This is a genomic window from Streptococcus sp. W151 (assembly GCF_053010205.1).
Window position 1 is genome coordinate 257,867 of record NZ_JBRKNT010000001.1, and the last position, 17,348, is coordinate 275,214.

Annotated in this window: 15 protein-coding genes; all 15 read left to right on the forward strand. The window is 43.3% G+C overall.

The features are described from left to right. Positions 1-44: 44 nt before the first annotated feature. The 15 genes from ACVC7Q_RS01195 to ACVC7Q_RS01265 all read left to right on the forward strand — a co-directional run bounded on the left by ACVC7Q_RS01195 (position 45) and on the right by ACVC7Q_RS01265 (position 17,316). Positions 45-2,207, forward strand: a complete 2,163-nt coding sequence (locus ACVC7Q_RS01195) for an alpha-galactosidase (protein ID WP_447264515.1) — start codon at positions 45-47, stop codon at positions 2,205-2,207. 14 nt (positions 2,208-2,221) lie between these two features. Continuing rightward, the gene (locus ACVC7Q_RS01200) at positions 2,222-3,481 is read left to right on the forward strand and encodes an extracellular solute-binding protein (RefSeq protein WP_447264516.1); all 1,260 of its coding nucleotides are present in this window, start codon (positions 2,222-2,224) and stop codon (positions 3,479-3,481) included. A gap of 13 nt (positions 3,482-3,494) precedes the next feature. Continuing rightward, positions 3,495-4,361, forward strand: coding sequence for a carbohydrate ABC transporter permease (locus tag ACVC7Q_RS01205; protein WP_270288756.1), 867 nt, complete (start codon positions 3,495-3,497; stop codon positions 4,359-4,361). A 13-nt stretch (positions 4,362-4,374) separates the two neighbouring features. Then, positions 4,375-5,208, forward strand: coding sequence for a carbohydrate ABC transporter permease (locus tag ACVC7Q_RS01210; RefSeq protein WP_021153463.1), 834 nt, complete (start codon positions 4,375-4,377; stop codon positions 5,206-5,208). A 240-nt stretch (positions 5,209-5,448) separates the two neighbouring features. Beyond that, a complete protein-coding gene (gene gtfA, locus ACVC7Q_RS01215; protein WP_447264517.1) occupies positions 5,449-6,891 on the forward strand; it encodes a sucrose phosphorylase in 1,443 nt (480 codons plus the stop codon). Positions 6,892-7,017: 126 nt separating this feature from the next. Continuing rightward, positions 7,018-9,429 carry a glycoside hydrolase family 3 N-terminal domain-containing protein gene (locus ACVC7Q_RS01220; protein ID WP_447264518.1) on the forward strand — a complete coding sequence of 804 codons (2,412 nt, stop codon included), beginning with the start codon at positions 7,018-7,020 and terminating at the stop codon, positions 9,427-9,429. Positions 9,430-9,669: 240 nt separating this feature from the next. Next, positions 9,670-10,848, forward strand: a complete 1,179-nt coding sequence (locus ACVC7Q_RS01225; protein WP_447264519.1) for a galactokinase — start codon at positions 9,670-9,672, stop codon at positions 10,846-10,848. A gap of 12 nt (positions 10,849-10,860) precedes the next feature. Next, complete coding sequence (gene galT, locus ACVC7Q_RS01230; RefSeq protein ID WP_447264520.1) at positions 10,861-12,333, forward strand: UDP-glucose--hexose-1-phosphate uridylyltransferase; 1,473 nt, start codon at positions 10,861-10,863, stop codon at positions 12,331-12,333. Between the two features lie 61 nt (positions 12,334-12,394). Further along, complete coding sequence (gene galE, locus ACVC7Q_RS01235) at positions 12,395-13,393, forward strand: UDP-glucose 4-epimerase GalE (RefSeq protein WP_447264521.1); 999 nt, start codon at positions 12,395-12,397, stop codon at positions 13,391-13,393. 129 nt (positions 13,394-13,522) lie between these two features. Then, entirely contained in the window at positions 13,523-14,107 is a 585-nt protein-coding gene (locus tag ACVC7Q_RS01240) for a DUF1307 domain-containing protein (protein WP_447264522.1), read from the forward strand. A gap of 436 nt (positions 14,108-14,543) precedes the next feature. Beyond that, positions 14,544-14,861 (forward strand): ABC transporter, encoded by a 318-nt coding sequence (locus tag ACVC7Q_RS01245; RefSeq protein ID WP_447264523.1) that lies wholly within the window; start codon positions 14,544-14,546, stop codon positions 14,859-14,861. A 67-nt stretch (positions 14,862-14,928) separates the two neighbouring features. Beyond that, positions 14,929-15,321, forward strand: coding sequence for an Imm63 family immunity protein (locus tag ACVC7Q_RS01250; protein ID WP_447264524.1), 393 nt, complete (start codon positions 14,929-14,931; stop codon positions 15,319-15,321). 1 nt (position 15,322) lies between these two features. Continuing rightward, complete coding sequence (locus ACVC7Q_RS01255; protein ID WP_447264525.1) at positions 15,323-15,799, forward strand: hypothetical protein; 477 nt, start codon at positions 15,323-15,325, stop codon at positions 15,797-15,799. Positions 15,800-15,815: 16 nt separating this feature from the next. After that, positions 15,816-16,193 (forward strand): hypothetical protein, encoded by a 378-nt coding sequence (locus tag ACVC7Q_RS01260; protein WP_447264526.1) that lies wholly within the window; start codon positions 15,816-15,818, stop codon positions 16,191-16,193. A gap of 85 nt (positions 16,194-16,278) precedes the next feature. Further along, positions 16,279-17,316: a M42 family metallopeptidase gene (locus tag ACVC7Q_RS01265; protein ID WP_447264527.1), complete on the forward strand. Its 1,038-nt coding sequence runs from the start codon at positions 16,279-16,281 to the stop codon at positions 17,314-17,316. Positions 17,317-17,348 lie beyond the last annotated feature (32 nt).

The window sequence follows — 17,348 nt, forward strand, 5'->3', positions numbered from 1 at the left end:
ATAAAAATACATAGTGATATTTTTAGGGTCCAATGGAGGAAGATATGGCAATTCGTATTGAACAGAATTTGTTCTATGTAGAAAGTAAGGGATTGAGCCTCATCCTTGAAAATCGCGATGGCTACCTGATGCTTAAGCATCTGGGGCGTCCGATCCCGTCTTATCATTTTTCCAATACAGTGCATGAGAAGGACCATGCTTTCTCAGGAAATCTCACACCTGACAATCGAACCTTTAGCTTGGATACCCAGCGACAGGTCTTGGGCCAGCACGGACTAGGAGATTTTCGAAAACCGTCGATCCAGATCCAGCACGGAGCCACAGAGGTGACGGATTTCCTCTATGTCGGAGCCAATATCTACTCTGGTAGTGTCGAGGCGACCGGTCTTCCTAATCCTTACTCGGTAGATCAGGCTGAAACCTTGGCCTTGGTCTTTGAAGATGATCAAGCAGCCCTTCGTTTGACCCTCTACTACACCGCCTACGAGGATCAGGCTACTATCACTAGCTTTTCTAAGATTGAAAACTATGGTGACGAAACCGTCGTGATTCACAAGGCTCTTAGTGTGATGGCAGATGTCCCAGCAGGTGACTATGATGTCATCACCCTTCAAGGGGCCTATGCGAGAGAAAAAACAGTCCGCCGTCAGCAAGTGGAGCAAGGAATCTTCTCCATCAGCTCCAACCGTGGTGCTTCTGGACACGCCCAGACCCCAGCTCTTATTCTTGCTGATCATGAAGTGACAGAAGATGCGGGCTCTGCTCTGGCTTTCCAACTGCTCTACAGTGGAAATTTTGAAGCTTTTGTTCAGAAAAATCAAGTCAATGAAGTTCGGGTCGGACTAGGAATCAATCCTGAAAACTTCGCCTGGGAATTGGAAGCAAATCAGAGCTTTGATACGCCAGTGGCCATGATCACATACTCCCATAAGGGATTGACCGGTCTCAGTCAAGAGAGTCAAGCATTTGTCCAAAACCATATCATTCCTAGCCAGTTTGCCCATAAAGAACGTCCAATTCTGATCAACAACTGGGAAGCGACCTACTTTGATTTCAAGAAAGACAAATTATTGGAGCTAGCAGATGAAGCTCAAAAAGTGGGTATTGAACTCTTCGTTCTTGATGATGGCTGGTTTGGCAATCGGTATGATGACAATCGGGCCCTCGGTGACTGGACCGTCAATGAAGAAAAATTAGGAGGAAGCCTAGCAGAATTGATCCAAGGCATCCATGACAAGGGACTTCAATTTGGCCTTTGGGTGGAGCCAGAAATGATTTCTGTTGATAGCGACCTCTACCGGGCACATCCGGACTGGGCTATTCAAGTCCCAGGTTACGAACACACCTATTCACGGAATCAACTAGTGCTTGATTTCTCAAATAAAGAAGTAGTAGCTTATATCAAGCAGGTCTTGGATGACTTGCTTGGAAACCATGAGATCGACTATATCAAATGGGATATGAACCGCAATATCACCAAGCTTGGAAATGGGAAAACCTATCTAGAAACCAAGATGCAATCCCATGCTTATATCTTGGGTCTCTATGAAGTGGTTTCGTACTTGACGGAGAAATACGAGCACATTCTCTTTGAGTCTTGCTCCGGTGGTGGTGGTCGTAATGACCTGGGGATGATGCGTTACTTCCCACAGGTCTGGGCGAGCGACAATACGGATGCCATGGCCAGACTTCCCATCCAGTATGGATCTAGTTATCTCTATCCAACTATTTCTATGGGCGCTCACGTATCAGCGGTGCCAAATCACCAGATGGGACGGATCACACCACTAGAAACGCGTGGCCATGTAGCCATGATGGGAAATCTAGGCTATGAATTGGATCTGACCAGCCTTTCTCAAGAAGAGTTGGCTACCATCGCAGCTCAAGTCGCTCACTATAAAATGATTCGACCAGTTGTCCAATTCGGGCAACACTACCGCCTAATGAACCCTAGTCAAGGTGCCAATCAAGCAGCCGTCCAGTTTACTTATCAAGACCGCACGGTTGTAACCTATGTAAGGGTCTTATCAACAGTTGAAGAGATCGAGCCGACCTTGAAACTCAAAGGATTGGAAGAAGAGGCGCTCTATAGCTTAGAAGGGACGAACCAAGTCTATTCAGGAGCCGAGCTCATGTATGCGGGCTTAACCGTCGTTCTTCCTCAGGGAGATTTTCTCTCTAAACAATATGTTTTTGTCAAAAAATAAAAGGAGACAGCCAAATGAAATGGTATAAAAAAATCGGACTTCTTGCGACTACAGGCTTAGCCTTGTTTGGGCTCGGTGCTTGCTCCAACGATGGAAAATCGGCGGATGGCACAGTGACCATCGAGTATTTCAACCAGAAAAAAGAAATGACTAAAACTTTGGAAGAAATCGCGCGTGATTTTGAAAAGGAAAACCCAAAGGTCAAGGTCAAAGTTGTCAATGTACCGAACGGTGGTGAAGTATTGAAAACACGTGTCCTCGCAGGAGATGTGCCAGATGTGGTTAATATTTACCCACAGTCCATCGAACTACAAGAATGGGCAAAAGCAGGTGTCTTCGAAGATTTGTCCAATAAAGACTATATGAAACGCGTGAAAAATGGCTATGCTGAAAAATATGCCGTGAACGGAAAAGTCTACAACGTTCCCTTTACAGCCAATGCTTATGGAATTTATTACAACAAAGATAAATTCGAAGAACTGGGCTTGAAGGTTCCGGAAACCTGGGATGAATTTGAACAGTTAGTCAAAGACATCGTTGCTAAAGGACAAACACCATTTGGAATTGCAGGTGCAGATGCTTGGACCCTCAATGGTTACAATCAATTAGCCTTTGCGACAGCAGCAGGTGGAGGGAAAGAAGCCAATCAATACCTTCGTTATTCTCAACCAAATGCCATTAAATTGACTGATCCGATTATGAAAGATGACATCAAGGTCATGGATATTCTTCGCATTAAAGGTTCGAAGCAAAAGAACTGGGAAGGTGCCGGCTATACAGACGTTATCGGAGCTTTCGCACGTGGGGATGTCCTCATGACACCAAATGGGTCTTGGGCGATCACAGCGATTAATGAGCAAAAACCGACATTTAAGGTTGGAACCTTCATGATTCCAGGAAAAGAAAAAGGACAAAGCTTAACGGTTGGTGCAGGAGACTTGGCATGGTCTATCTCAGCCACTACCAAACATCCAAAAGAAGCCAATGCCTTTGTAGAATACATGACCCGTCCAGAAGTCATGCAAAAATACTACGATGTGGACGGATCTCCAACAGCGATCGAAGGGGTCAAACAAGCAGGAGAAGATTCACCGCTTGCTGGTATGACCAAATATGCCTTTACGGATCGTCACTTGGTTTGGTTGCAACAATACTGGACCAGTGAAGCAGACTTCCATACCTTGACCATGAACTATGTCTTGACAGGTGATAAACAAGGAATGGTCAATGATTTGAATGCCTTCTTTAACCCGATGAAAGCGGATGTGGATTAGGAGTAGAGAGACTATGAAAAAAGTATTACAAAAATATTGGGCATGGGCTTTTGTGGTCATCCCCCTCTTATTACAAGCAATTTTCTTCTATGTGCCAATGTTTCAAGGAGCCTTTTACAGTTTTACCAACTGGACAGGATTGACTTATAACTACAAATTTGTCGGTTTCAACAACTTTAAGCTCCTCTTCATGGATCCAAAATTCATGAATGCCATTGGCTTTACGGTGATCATCACGATTGCCATGGTGGTTGGGGAGATTGCTCTTGGGATCTTCATTGCGCGTGTCTTGAACTCTAAAATCAAAGGCCAAACCTTCTTCCGTGCTTGGTTCTTCTTCCCTGCCGTTTTGTCTGGTTTGACAGTGGCTTTGATCTTCAAGCAAGTCTTTAACTATGGTCTTCCAGCGATTGGGAATGCCCTTCACATTGAGTTTCTCCAAACCAGTCTACTCGGGACTAAGTGGGGAGCCATCTTTGCGGCTGTCTTTGTCCTTCTTTGGCAAGGAGTGGCCATGCCCATCATCATCTTCCTAGCTGGTTTGCAATCTATTCCAACTGAGATTACAGAAGCAGCAAGGATTGATGGCGCGACTAGCAAGCAAGTATTCTGGAACATTGAATTGCCTTACTTGCTACCAAGTGTCTCTATGGTCTTTATCCTAGCCCTAAAAGGAGGGTTGACCGCCTTTGACCAAGTCTTTGCCATGACCGGTGGTGGTCCAAACAATGCCACAACCTCACTTGGGCTCTTGGTTTATAACTATGCCTTTAAAAACAACCAATTCGGTTATGCCAATGCCATTGCCGTAATCTTGTTCTTCTTGATTGTAGTGATTTCGATCATCCAATTGAGAGTATCTAAGAAATTTGAAATTTAAGAGGAGAAGCACGATGAAACAAGATGAAAGAAAAGCCTTGATTGGCAAATACATTCTATTGATTCTAGGATCGGTTCTGATTTTAGTGCCACTCCTTGCCACCCTCTTTAGTTCTTTCAAACCAACTAAGGATATTGTAGATAATTTCTTTGGCTTTCCAACCAACTTCACATGGGACAACTTTAGTCGCCTCTTGGCTGATGGTATTGGAGGCTATTACTGGAACTCAGTCGTCATCACGGTCTTGTCCCTCCTTGCTGTGATGATCTTTATCCCGATGGCAGCCTACTCTATTGCTCGCAATATGAGTAAGAGAAAAGCCTTTACCATCATGTATACCCTCTTAATCCTTGGAATCTTCGTACCCTTCCAAGTCATCATGATCCCGATTACCGTCATGATGAGCAAGCTCGGTTTAGCCAACACCTTTGGTTTGATCTTGCTCTACTTAACCTATGCGATTCCACAGACCCTCTTTCTCTATGTGGGCTATATCAAGATCTCTATTCCAGAAAGTTTGGATGAAGCAGCAGAGATCGATGGTGCCAATAAATTTACAACCTATTTCCGCATCATCTTCCCAATGATGAAACCCATGCATGCGACAACCATGATCATCAATGCCCTTTGGTTCTGGAATGACTTCATGTTGCCACTCCTTGTCTTGAACCGGGATTCCAAAATGTGGACCTTGCCTTTGTTCCAATACAACTACGCAGGCCAATATTTCAACGACTACGGACCAAGCTTTGCCTCTTACGTGGTCGGCATTATCAGTATCACCATTGTCTATCTCTTCTTCCAACGCCATATCATAGCAGGAATGAGCAACGGTGCAGTGAAATAACAAGATACAAAGCCCGTTAAAAGCTCACAGTGAAAATAGGGAATCTGAATAAGAAGACTTGACTTCTTGGAGGATTCATCTTTTTCACACAGAGCTTAGGCGCGTTCAATTTCAGATACAAAGGGCCGATGCAGCTTGCTGATTTCAATCGTATCCTAGAAAGCCATTCTTAAAATAGAAAAACTCAAGAAAGCCAGGTCTCTTCAGACTTGGCTTTCAAATAAAGGAAAGGAAACCATTATGCCAATTCAAAACAAAACCATGTTAATTACTTACTCAGATAGCTTGGGAAATGACCTCAAGGACCTCTATAAAAATCTGGAGAAACACTTTGGGGATGCAGTAGGTGGTGTTCACCTCTTGCCATTTTTCCCATCTACAGGAGACCGAGGTTTTGCGCCTGTGGACTATGATCAAGTGGATCCAGCCTTTGGAGATTGGGAAGATGTCAAACGCCTGGGCGAAAAGTACTATCTCATGTTTGACTTTATGATCAATCACATTTCCCGCCAGTCTAAATACTACAAAGATTATCAAGAAAAGCATGACCAAAGTGCTTACAAGGATCTCTTTCTCAACTGGGACAAGTTCTGGCCAGAGAATCGTCCAACTCAAGCAGACGTAGACTTGATTTATAAGCGCAAGGATCGAGCTCCCAAGCAAGAAATTACCTTTGCGGATGGGACGACTGAGCATCTCTGGAATACCTTCGGGGAAGAGCAGATTGACTTAGACGTGACCAAGGAAGTGACCATGGACTTTATCCGCAAGACCATCGAACATTTGGCGAGCAATGGTTGTGACCTCATTCGCCTAGATGCCTTTGCCTATGCAGTCAAGAAATTGGACACCAATGATTTCTTCGTGGAGCCAGACATTTGGGACTTGCTGGATAAGGTGCGCGATATGGCAGCCAGCTACGGTGCTGAGCTCTTGCCAGAGATTCATGAACACTATTCTATCCAATTTAAGATTGCCGATCACGACTATTATGTCTATGACTTTGCCCTTCCAATGGTGACCCTCTATACCCTCTATAGCTCAAAAGTGGAGCGCCTTGCTAAGTGGTTGAAGATGAGTCCGATGAAGCAATTCACGACACTCGACACCCATGACGGGATTGGGGTGGTTGATGTCAAGGATATCTTGACAGATGAAGAAATTGACTATGCATCAAATGAGCTCTACAAAGTAGGAGCGAATGTGAAACGCAAATATTCAACAGCAGAGTACAACAACTTGGACATCTACCAAATCAATTCGACCTACTATTCAGCGCTTGGAGATGATGATTGCAAGTATTTCCTAGCCCGCTTGATTCAAGCCTTTGCGCCAGGAATTCCACAAGTGTATTATGTTGGATTCCTAGCTGGGAAGAATGATTTGGAACTCTTAGAAAACACTAAGGAAGGCCGCAATATCAACCGTCATTACTACAGCAATGAAGAAATTGCTCAAGAAGTAGAGCGACCGGTCGTGCAATCCCTTCTCAAGCTCTTTAGTTTCCGGAACAACTCGCAAGCATTTGACCTAGAAGGAAGCATTGAAGTGGAAACACCAGATGAACATACCATTGTCATCACGCGCCAAAACAAAGACCAGACCGCCACAGCAAGAGCCCAAATCAATCTTGCTGATGGGACTTACCAAGTGACAGAAAACGGTCAAGAAATCATATTTTAAAAAATAAGAAGCTAGATAAGGATAAGTGAAAAAACGCTTATCCTTTTTTAAAACAAGGACCTTGCAACCGTTTATAAAACTATAAAACAATGGTACAATATCTATTGAAGGAAAGGAGGTCGCTTTATGAAAAAAATCATGTATCCATCTGCGACCCTATTAGCGGCTTTTGCTTTATTATCAGTCCAAACAGCAAAGGCAGACACAGCTCAAGCGTCGGATCAAGTCAATGAACCGGCAGCAACAGTCGAAGAGGTTGTAGCTTCTCCAGCTCCAGAAACCTCCACAGAAAATCAGGGAGGGGGAACCGAGACACCGGCTACGACTGACCGTGAAGCGGTCCCTGCTGCATCGCCAACAGAAACAACAAGGGAGACGGCATCACCTGAAGTGGAAAAACTGCTGGAAGACATGCCTCTCAAGCAAAAAGTTACTCAAATGATTATGCCGGACTTCCGTAAGTGGCAGGAGGCTGGTCAGGAGTCGCCACAAGATCTCACGAAGGTCAATGCTGAAGTGGCAGAAGCTATTGATAAGCATGACTTTGGAGGTGTCATTCTTTTCGCTGAAAACGTCAAAGAAACCAAGCAAACACTGGCACTGACACAAGATATGCAAAAGGCGGCCATTGAAAACAAGGCAAATAATGGGAAGATTCCACTATTGTTAGCGATCGACCAAGAAGGAGGGATCGTCTATCGATTGGGTAGTGGGACAGCTCTCCCTGGGAATATGGCCATTGGCGCTACTAATGATCCAAAGTTAGCGACAGAAGCTGGTCAAATTATCGGTCGCGAACTTTCTGCCTTAGGTTTGAATGTTGATTTCGCTCCTGTATTGGATACCAATAATAATCCACAAAACCCTGTCATTGGGCTTCGTTCCTTCTCCTCTGATCCAAACCGTGTTGCTTACTTAGGAATTCCAATGATGAAGGGAATTCAGGACTACAATGTGGCCATAGCTGCTAAGCATTTCCCAGGTCATGGAGATACAGCGGTTGATTCCCATACAGGTCTCCCCTTGGTGGATAAATCTCTTGCCGAACTTGAAAAATTAGAACTCCTTCCATTCAAAAAAGCCATGGATGCTGGTGTAGACCTCTTGATGACGGCCCATATCCAATACCCACAAATTGAAAAAGATCAGGTTGTGTCAAAGGAAACCGGTGAGAAAATCTATGTTCCAGCGACACTTTCAGATGATATTTTAACGGGCTTGGTACGGAAGAAATACGGCTATAAGGGTGTGATTGTCTCCGATGCTATGGGAATGGACGCCATCGCTAAGAACTTCGGTGAGGTCGAAGCTGTGAAGATGGCGATCAAAGCAGGAGTTGACCTGGTCTTGATGCCAACGACCCTTCGCAGTAAAACCGATTTGACCAAGATTGATACCATTGTCGATGAAGTAGTTCGTGCGGTGCAAACGGGTGACATCTCAGAAGAACGTTTAAATGAGTCCGTTCGTCGGATCCTCACCCTCAAAGAAAAACGTGGGGTCCTGAATTTTGATCCGAGTGCTCGGACGCCTGAAAAAGCAGAAGAAGCAGTAGGATCCAATCTGAATCGTGATTTGGAACGCAAGATTGCGGCAGCAGCGGTGACGGTTGTTAAAAATGAAGACAATACCTTGCCATTTAAGGTCCAAAAAGGGGATCATGTCTTACTCTTAGGAGCTTTTGAAAATGAAGTCCCTGGACTAAATTTGGGCATGCGTCGCTTAATAGCGGATGGGGTGCTTCCAAAAGATACCTCCTTTGTGGCGAAGAACTTCACCAAAGCATCCACCCTTGATAGTCTAAAAGAAGACCTAGAGAAAGCAACCCATATCGTGGTGATTTCAGAAATCGGTTATGAGGGGCAACTGGATAAAGATTTCTGGCGGACCAAGATCCCAACAGAGATCATCCATTATGCCAACACCAAGCAGAAGAAGGCAGCTATCCTTTCGATCTCCAAACCGTATGATGTAGCCAACTATCCAGCGGCTAAAGCCATTTTAGCAGTCTATGGAAATAAGGGAATGGATCCAACGGAATCCCTCAGACCAGACAATGCCTTTGGTCCAAATATTCCTGCAGGAGTGGAAGTCATCTTCAATGGCAAGGAACACGTAGGTACCTTACCAGTTGATATTCCAAAAATTGTAGATGGAAAACTGTCGGAAACAGAGTACGCCTACCGCATTGGTCATGGTCTCTTTTATCCAGCACCTGCTCCATTACCGACACCAGAAGCCCAAGATCCAACTCCACCAGCTCTAGATCCAGCTCATCAGACAAAACCAGTAGAGGTTGGAAAGACGGGAACACAGGTCCTTGTTAGCAAGCAAGAAAAAACAAGCCCTCTTGATGGTCCACAAGTCACTCCGATTTCTGTGTCACATGACACGGATCAGGCTCATGCCACCATTTCAGCAAGCCCTGCATCATCGGTATTGCCAAAGACGGGTCAAACAGAAAACCTTCTATCCCTCATGGGTGTCAGCCTTTTAACCTTCCTTGGATCTTTTGTCTATCCGAGAAAGAAAAATTAAGGGATTTAGTATCTCAATTGGGTGATCTCCCAATTGAGATTTTTTAGTAAAAATTTACTAAAATTAACTTGAAATAGAAAGAAATGAATAGGAATTGAAACAGGACAAAAACCTATATTGTATGCTTTTTAAAGTCAAAATAAAAATTAAATAAAATTTTACTAAAAATACTTGAAGTTTTACTTTTAATCGATTATAATAAAAGTATAAAAACGTTTACAAAACTAAAAGGAGTTTCTCATGACTACATCAATCACGTCTCAAGATCTACAAGAAAAGTTTCAGGCTGTCTTTGGCGAGAAGGCTGATCATACCTTCTTTTCACCAGGACGGATTAATTTGATCGGTGAACACACAGACTACAACGGGGGACATGTTTTCCCAGCAGCCATTACGCTTGGTACTTACGGGGCTGCAAGAAAGCGAGAAGACAAGGTCTTGCGTTTCTTCTCAGGCAATTTTGAAGACAAGGGGATCATTGAAGTCCCACTGGATCATCTTCGTTTTGAAAAAGAGCACAACTGGACCAACTATCCAAAAGGCGTGCTTCATTTCTTACAAGAAGCTGGTCACACCATTGATAGCGGCATGGACGTCTATGTTTACGGAAATATTCCCAATGGATCAGGCCTCTCTTCTTCAGCTTCCTTAGAGCTCTTGATTGGCGTCATCGCCGAGAAACTATTTGATCTTCAGTTAGACCGCTTAGAACTGGTCAAGATCGGGAAACAAACCGAAAATCACTTCATCGGAGTCAACTCTGGGATCATGGACCAATTTGCCATCGGTATGGGGGCTGATCAACGGGCTATTTATCTCGATACCAACACCCTAGAATATGATTTGGTACCGCTAGACCTTAAAGACAATGTCGTGGTCATCATGAATACCAACAAACGCCGGGAATTAGCGGATTCAAAATACAATGAACGCCGTGCAGAATGTGAAACAGCCGTCTCTGAACTCCAAGAAAAACTAGCTATCCAAACCTTAGGGGAATTAGACCTCTGGTCCTTTGATGCCTATAGTTACCTGATTAAAGATGACAATCGCATCAAACGGGCTCGCCATGCCGTTCTTGAAAACCAACGGACTCTCCAAGCTCGCAAGGCACTTGAAGCAGGTGATTTGGAAGGCTTTGGCCGTCTCATGAATGCTTCACATGTATCTTTGGAGCATGATTACGAAGTGACTGGTTTAGAATTGGATACTTTGGTGCATACAGCCTGGGAACAAGACGGCGTCTTAGGTGCTCGTATGACCGGAGCAGGCTTTGGTGGTTGCGCCATCGCCCTCGTAAACAAAGATAAGGTTGAGGCTTTTAAAGAAGCTGTCGGCAAACGTTATGAGGAAGTAGTTGGCTATGCACCAAGCTTCTATATTGCAGAGGTTGCTGCAGGAACACGGGTGCTTGATTAAAAAGGAGATAGGATGACAGAACAGGTATTAGATGCATTTGTCACAGCCGTTATTGCGGTAAGTGACTACCAAGAGATGGATCGGATCTATCTAAAAAATCGTGTCATGAGTCGCATCGGAGAAGAGGGGCTAGACGCGCCAGCTCATAACTCAGATGTGATCGCACTCAAAGAGCAGCTGGTGGAAATCGCTGTTGCCAATAGCAAGATCCAAGATAGCATGGCCGCAAAAGACAGCTTGGGTGCGGAGTTGATGGATTGGATCACCCCCAGTCCTAGTCAGGTCAACCATCATTTCTGGGAGACTTACCGTCAGTCCAAGGAGGACGCGATTGCTGATTTCTATGCCCTCTCGAAGCGCAACGACTACATCAAAGTAGAAGCCATTGCTCAAAATATCGCCTTTGAGGCAGAAACTCCCTACGGTTCTCTTGAAATCACCATCAATCTGTCAAAACCTGAAAAAGATCCTAAAGACATTGCAGCGGCTAAACTTGCGAAAGCCAGTCATTATCCAGCCTGCCAATTGTGTTTTGAAAATGAAGGTTATCAAGGTCGCCTAGATCATCCTGCCCGTGCCAATCATCGGATCATTCGTTTTGATATGGACGGTCATGACTGGGGCTTCCAGTATTCCCCTTATGCCTACTTCAATGAACACTGCATTTTCCTCGATAGCCAACACGTTCCTATGGCCATTAGCCGCAAAACCTTTGAGCGACTTTTGACCATTGTAGAGACTTTTCCAGGCTATTTTGCAGGTTCCAATGCAGATCTACCCATTGTAGGGGGCTCTATCCTGACTCATGACCACTACCAAGGGGGGCGACATACCTTCCCTATGGAGCTGGCTCCTGTTGAGGAAAGCTTTACCATTCCGGGATTTGAAGAGGTGTCACTAGGAATTGTCAACTGGCCCATGTCGGTTCTCCGGTTGCAATCAGATAACAAGGCGCAATTGATTGCTCTGGCAGACCATATCCTTACAGTCTGGCGTGGCTACTCGGATCCAGCTGTTCAAGTCTTAGCGGCATCCGACGGTCAGCCCCACCATACCATTACCCCCATTGCACGAATCCGTGATGGGCATTATGAACTGGACTTGGTGCTCCGTGACAACCAAACCTCACCAGAGCATCCAGATGGCATTTACCACCCACATGCGGATGTGCAACACATCAAAAAAGAAAATATCGGCCTGATCGAAGTCATGGGCTTGGCCATTTTGCCTCCTCGTCTCAAGGAAGAGCTTAAGCAGGTCCAAGACTATCTGCTCGGTCGAGAATGCACTGTAGCTAATTACCACCAGGACTGGGCAGCTGACTTGAAAGCCACTCACCCAACCATTACAGAAGAAGCAGAGGCGGAAGCTATTGTTCGTGAATCAGTCGGTCAGATCTTTGCGCGCGTGCTCGAAGATGCCGGTGTCTACAAGCGAACAGCAGAAGGCCAAGCAGCCTTTAGACGCTTTGTCGCGACACTTTAAGTGTGGAGAAGAGGCAGAAATTTGGTACAATAAGGAAGATAAAGAAGTGAAAGGAAAACAAATGGCAATACTCGTACTCGGAGGAGCTGGCTATATCGGTTCCCACATGGTAGACCGTTTGGTCAATGAAGGACAGGAAAAAGTCGTCGTGATCGATAGCCTGGTCACAGGCCACCGTGCAGCGGTGCATCCAGATGCCGTCTTTTACCAAGGAGACCTAGCGGATCAAGACTTCATGCGCAGGGTTTTTAAGGAACATGCAGATATCGATGCGGTCATCCACTTTGCGGCCTACTCACTAGTCGCGGAATCTATGGCAGATCCATTGAAATATTTTGACAACAATACAGCTGGCATGGTCAAACTCTTGGAAGTCATGCATGAATGTGGGGTGCACTACATCGTCTTTTCTTCAACCGCTGCCACCTACGGTATTCCAGAAGAGATTCCGATTCTTGAAACCACTCCACAAAAACCAATCAACCCTTATGGCGAAAGCAAGCTCATGATGGAAACTATTATGCGCTGGGCCGATCAAGCCTACGGCATCAAGTATGTGCCTCTTCGTTACTTTAATGTAGCGGGTGCTAAGCCAGATGGATCGATCGGAGAAGACCATGGACCAGAGACCCATCTCCTGCCGATCGTCTTACAAGTGGCGCAAGGCAAACGTGAAAAAATCGCCATTTTTGGAGATGACTACAATACGCCAGATGGCACCAATGTTCGGGACTATGTCCATCCATTTGACTTGGCAGATGCCCATCTGCTAGCGGTGGAGTATCTCCGAAATGGCAACCCATCTACCGCCTTTAATCTGGGCTCATCAACCGGATTCTCTAATCTTCAAATCGTTGAAGCAGCCCGCAAGGTGACGGGACATCCGATCCCACTTGAGATTGCTGATCGTAGACCAGGAGATCCAGATACCCTGATCGCATCCTCTGAGAAGGCGCGTGCGATCCTCGGCTGGCAACCAAAATTTGACAATATCGAAACCATCATCCAAACAGCCTGGGCATGGCATTCCAGCCACCCAGATGGCTACAATGATCGATAAGGAGGCGACTGCAAACATCATTTTTGAGGGTTTTCTTATAACATCTATATCTACAGTTGTTCTTACTAAATGACTGGTTTCAGACGTCAGTCATTTCCCTAACCATCATAAAAAAGTGAGGTATTCAAAATGAATAAAACCACAAAAATGTTAGCCGTCTTATTGACAGCAGGTCTTCTTTTAGCTGGTTGCGCAAAAAAAGAGACTACAAAATCTACAAGTCAATCATCTACTAAAGCGACCAGTAAAGCAACAAGCAAATCATCTGCTAAAGAAAAGGAAAAAGAGTCATCAACTGATGAAAGCAAAAAAGAGGATGCACTAGCAGGTGCACAAAAAACCGTTCTCGAAACGAGTGATGAAGCAGGTAAGTCAACTATCACCTTGTATTACAAGGGCGATACCTTGTTAGTACAAGAAAAAGTTGACGATTACGACGTCTCAAAAGTGCCTGGTGAGAACCCTCTTGAAACCATGAAAGAAGCCGTTGCCAAGAGCCAAGAAAAATTCAAAGATCTGATGGGCCACGGATTTGAACTAACATCAGAATACAAGGACGGAATCTTTTATATCCGCAATACCATTGATTACACAAAAATCGATTTTAATAAATTAAAAGAAATCGTCCCAGGCTTTAATCCGCTAGATGACAAAACAGTTAGTTATTCAGTAACGAAAGATAGTCTGATCAAGGGCGGAATGGTTGAAAAATAAACAAAATGGAGAGCAGTTCAGTTTGCTGCTCTTTTTTGGTTTAGATGTTGTGGAGAAATTAATGATTGTTAAGGAAAAAAGAATGGATAGATGAAGATGTTAAAGAAGCAGAGATTACTTTATCGTATAATCAATACGAATTCGTATGTTTTTCAGACGAGTTCTAGATAAGATTTGTGGGGCAGATAGTTTCTCTTCTTGAGCTATTTTACTTTGGTAGGCCCGCCAACCAGATGGTTACATTGATCCATAAGAAGGAAACTCAGGTCAGTTGGCTTGAGTTTTTTAACTGCATGAAAAATAATGGTTTGCCATTTAAACACACCGACTTGATAAAATTTCTATTGCTTATGCTATAATGAAGAACGAAGTTAGTTCTTAGCAAGTTCCTTTTTAAAAAATTCAGAAAAATACTAGTTGTGATAAGGATTTTTAAATGATGAACGATAGTATGAAAGAAATCATTATAGAAACGATTGACAATTTATTGTCTATCATTGACAAATATAATATTAAAAACATTGGAACACAGGTAAATCAGTTACAGATTTTAAAAGAAGAAGTAAACACGAATCAGGAAATGAGTTTAAGAGATAAATTAACAATGTATAAAGCTCTTTTTCCACCACACGGAGGCTTATCTGATATTTACTATTGGGATAATGATCTTGATCTAAGAAAACAGACCAACGAGACTATTGCCGAATTAAATGGGATTATTGCTAATTATTTATTGGAACGAGAAAACTTATAAAGGCTAGGTTGGAACAAGTTTCTGGTTTAGTAAAAAGAACATGCAGATATCATTGAAAAGGTTGCTAATGGAGATAATGCAGTTAAAACAAGAATTAATGGAATTGCTATTAAAAATAGGGGAGACAAATCTGAATCAGTCGGATTTATTTACAGAAGAAAAACCATCTCTATTCTTACCAGAAGGACGTACTATTTATTTAGAGGGCGATCATTACTACATTGTTGGCATCGAACGTGGTAAAATAAATTCTAAGAAAAAATTTGATAATAAGGACGATATTCTATATTATCTTTTGCAATCATATGTTACTAGAATAGCATCAAAGAATGCATGGACGAATGCTAATGGTGATTTTGAACGGTATGGTACTCTTTTTGAAGAAGAACAAATTCGCTTATTTAGTATTATTGATCCTAAATATGGAGAAAAAAGAAGGAAGGAAACAGAAATAAACTAAATTGAAGGAAGAAATAAAAATTATAGAAGCTATAAAAGAAGGAAACGTTGAAGATATACTTCGCGGAAGACAAAAGTATCGAATTGAACCTCCAACTTTTGTTCCAGACGTTTTTCCTACAGATATTAATCAGGTACTGTTTGAATATTTTTATAATCAAAGTGATATCAAAAACATTCAATTATTATTAGAGAACTCTTTAATTAAATTGACAAAGAGTTCAGCTACGGATTTGTATATTTCAATATTATTTTTCGATTCAATACTTTTTATGGAAGATAAGGGTATTGCCACTTTTAAAATTGATACTTCAAAATTAGTAGCTGAAATAGCATCTGGGATACAAAAATTTCGGGAAGAGTTAACGAAAAGTATAACTTTTGATAATGGATTAACCAAAAAAGACCCTATGAATTTAATTGTCCGCTTCAATCAGAGATACAAAAACAAATATAATTTTTCAATTCTTGAGGATTAGAAATAAGCTAGAACAAATGTTAAAAAGACAATATAAATTATTCAATAGTGTCGACGACAAAATAGAACTCACCGTCCTATATAACAGAGAAAATTATAAAATTTTAACAACCTTTATGATGACAGAAGTTACTGATTTTTATTCGGATGTTCGCGAAGCTTTGGAGAATGTCATTTCTGGAAATATGAAAGAGTACGCTTTTGATGGTAATTTATTGGGGATCGAAGTTGGAAAAGAAATAACAGAAGTTTACTTCCAATTTGAGGAAGAAATATTAGGTGAACCATGTTTTATTCCAACTGAAGAACTATATAAATTAGTGATGGAATGGAAAGAAATGGAAGAAAGAATGAAAAGAGGGGAAGATATTTTTCCAGTGACCATAGATGATTAATGTTGAATAGTCCACCCTGTAACCTCTCCTCTAGCTATTCCACCTATTTCATGCTAGAATAAAGAAAAACACATTTGGAGGCATTATGAATCAGACAGTGACTTATTTACAGGAATTGACAGCCATTCCTTCCCCGACCGGTTTTACACGGGAGATCGCAGACTACTTGGTCAAAACCATTGAAGGCTTTGGGTATGAAGTAACTCGGACGGCTAAGGGAGGCGTGAATGTGACCGTGCCTGGTGTGATCACAGACAAGCAACGCTACGTCACAGCCCATGTGGATACCTTGGGGGCTATTGTCCGCGCTGTGAAAGCAGATGGTCGCCTCAAGCTAGACCGTATCGGTGGTTTCCCTTGGAATATGATTGAAGGGGAAAATTGTACAGTCCATGTAGCCAATACAGGAAAGACTCATTCGGGGACAATTTTGGTCCATCAGACTTCTTGCCACGTCTACAAGGATGCGGGAACTGTCGAGCGGACTCAGGACAATATGGAAGTCCGTCTGGATGAAAAAGTGACCAATGAGAAAGAAACCCGTGCCCTTGGCATTGAAGTGGGTGATTTTGTCAGCTTTGATCCTCGGACCATTGTGACAGACACCGGCTTTATCAAATCTCGTCACTTGGATGACAAGGTGAGTGCAGCGATTCTCTTGAATCTTCTGCGCGTTTACAAGGAAGAGAAGATCCAATTGCCAGTAACGACTACCTTTGCCTTTTCAGTCTTTGAAGAAGTGGGGCATGGGGCCAATTCTAGTATCCCGTCTGAAGTGGTAGAATACTTGGCAGTAGATATGGGGGCTATGGGAGATGACCAAGCGACGGATGAATACACGGTATCCATCTGTGTCAAAGACGCTTCAGGACCGTATCACTACGAATTCCGTCAGCATTTGGTGGCCTTGGCAAAAGCCCAAGAAATCCCTTATAAGTTGGATATCTATCCTTTCTATGGATCAGATGCCTCTGCAGCCATGAGCGCAGGAGCAGAAGTGAAACACGCTCTTCTCGGGGCAGGGATCGAGTCTAGCCACTCATATGAGCGGACCCACTTGGATTCTGTAGTCGCAACAGAGCGCATGGTCGATGCCTACCTCAAGAGCGAATTAGTAGATTAATAAGGAAAAACTACTCTCCGGGGTAGTTTTTT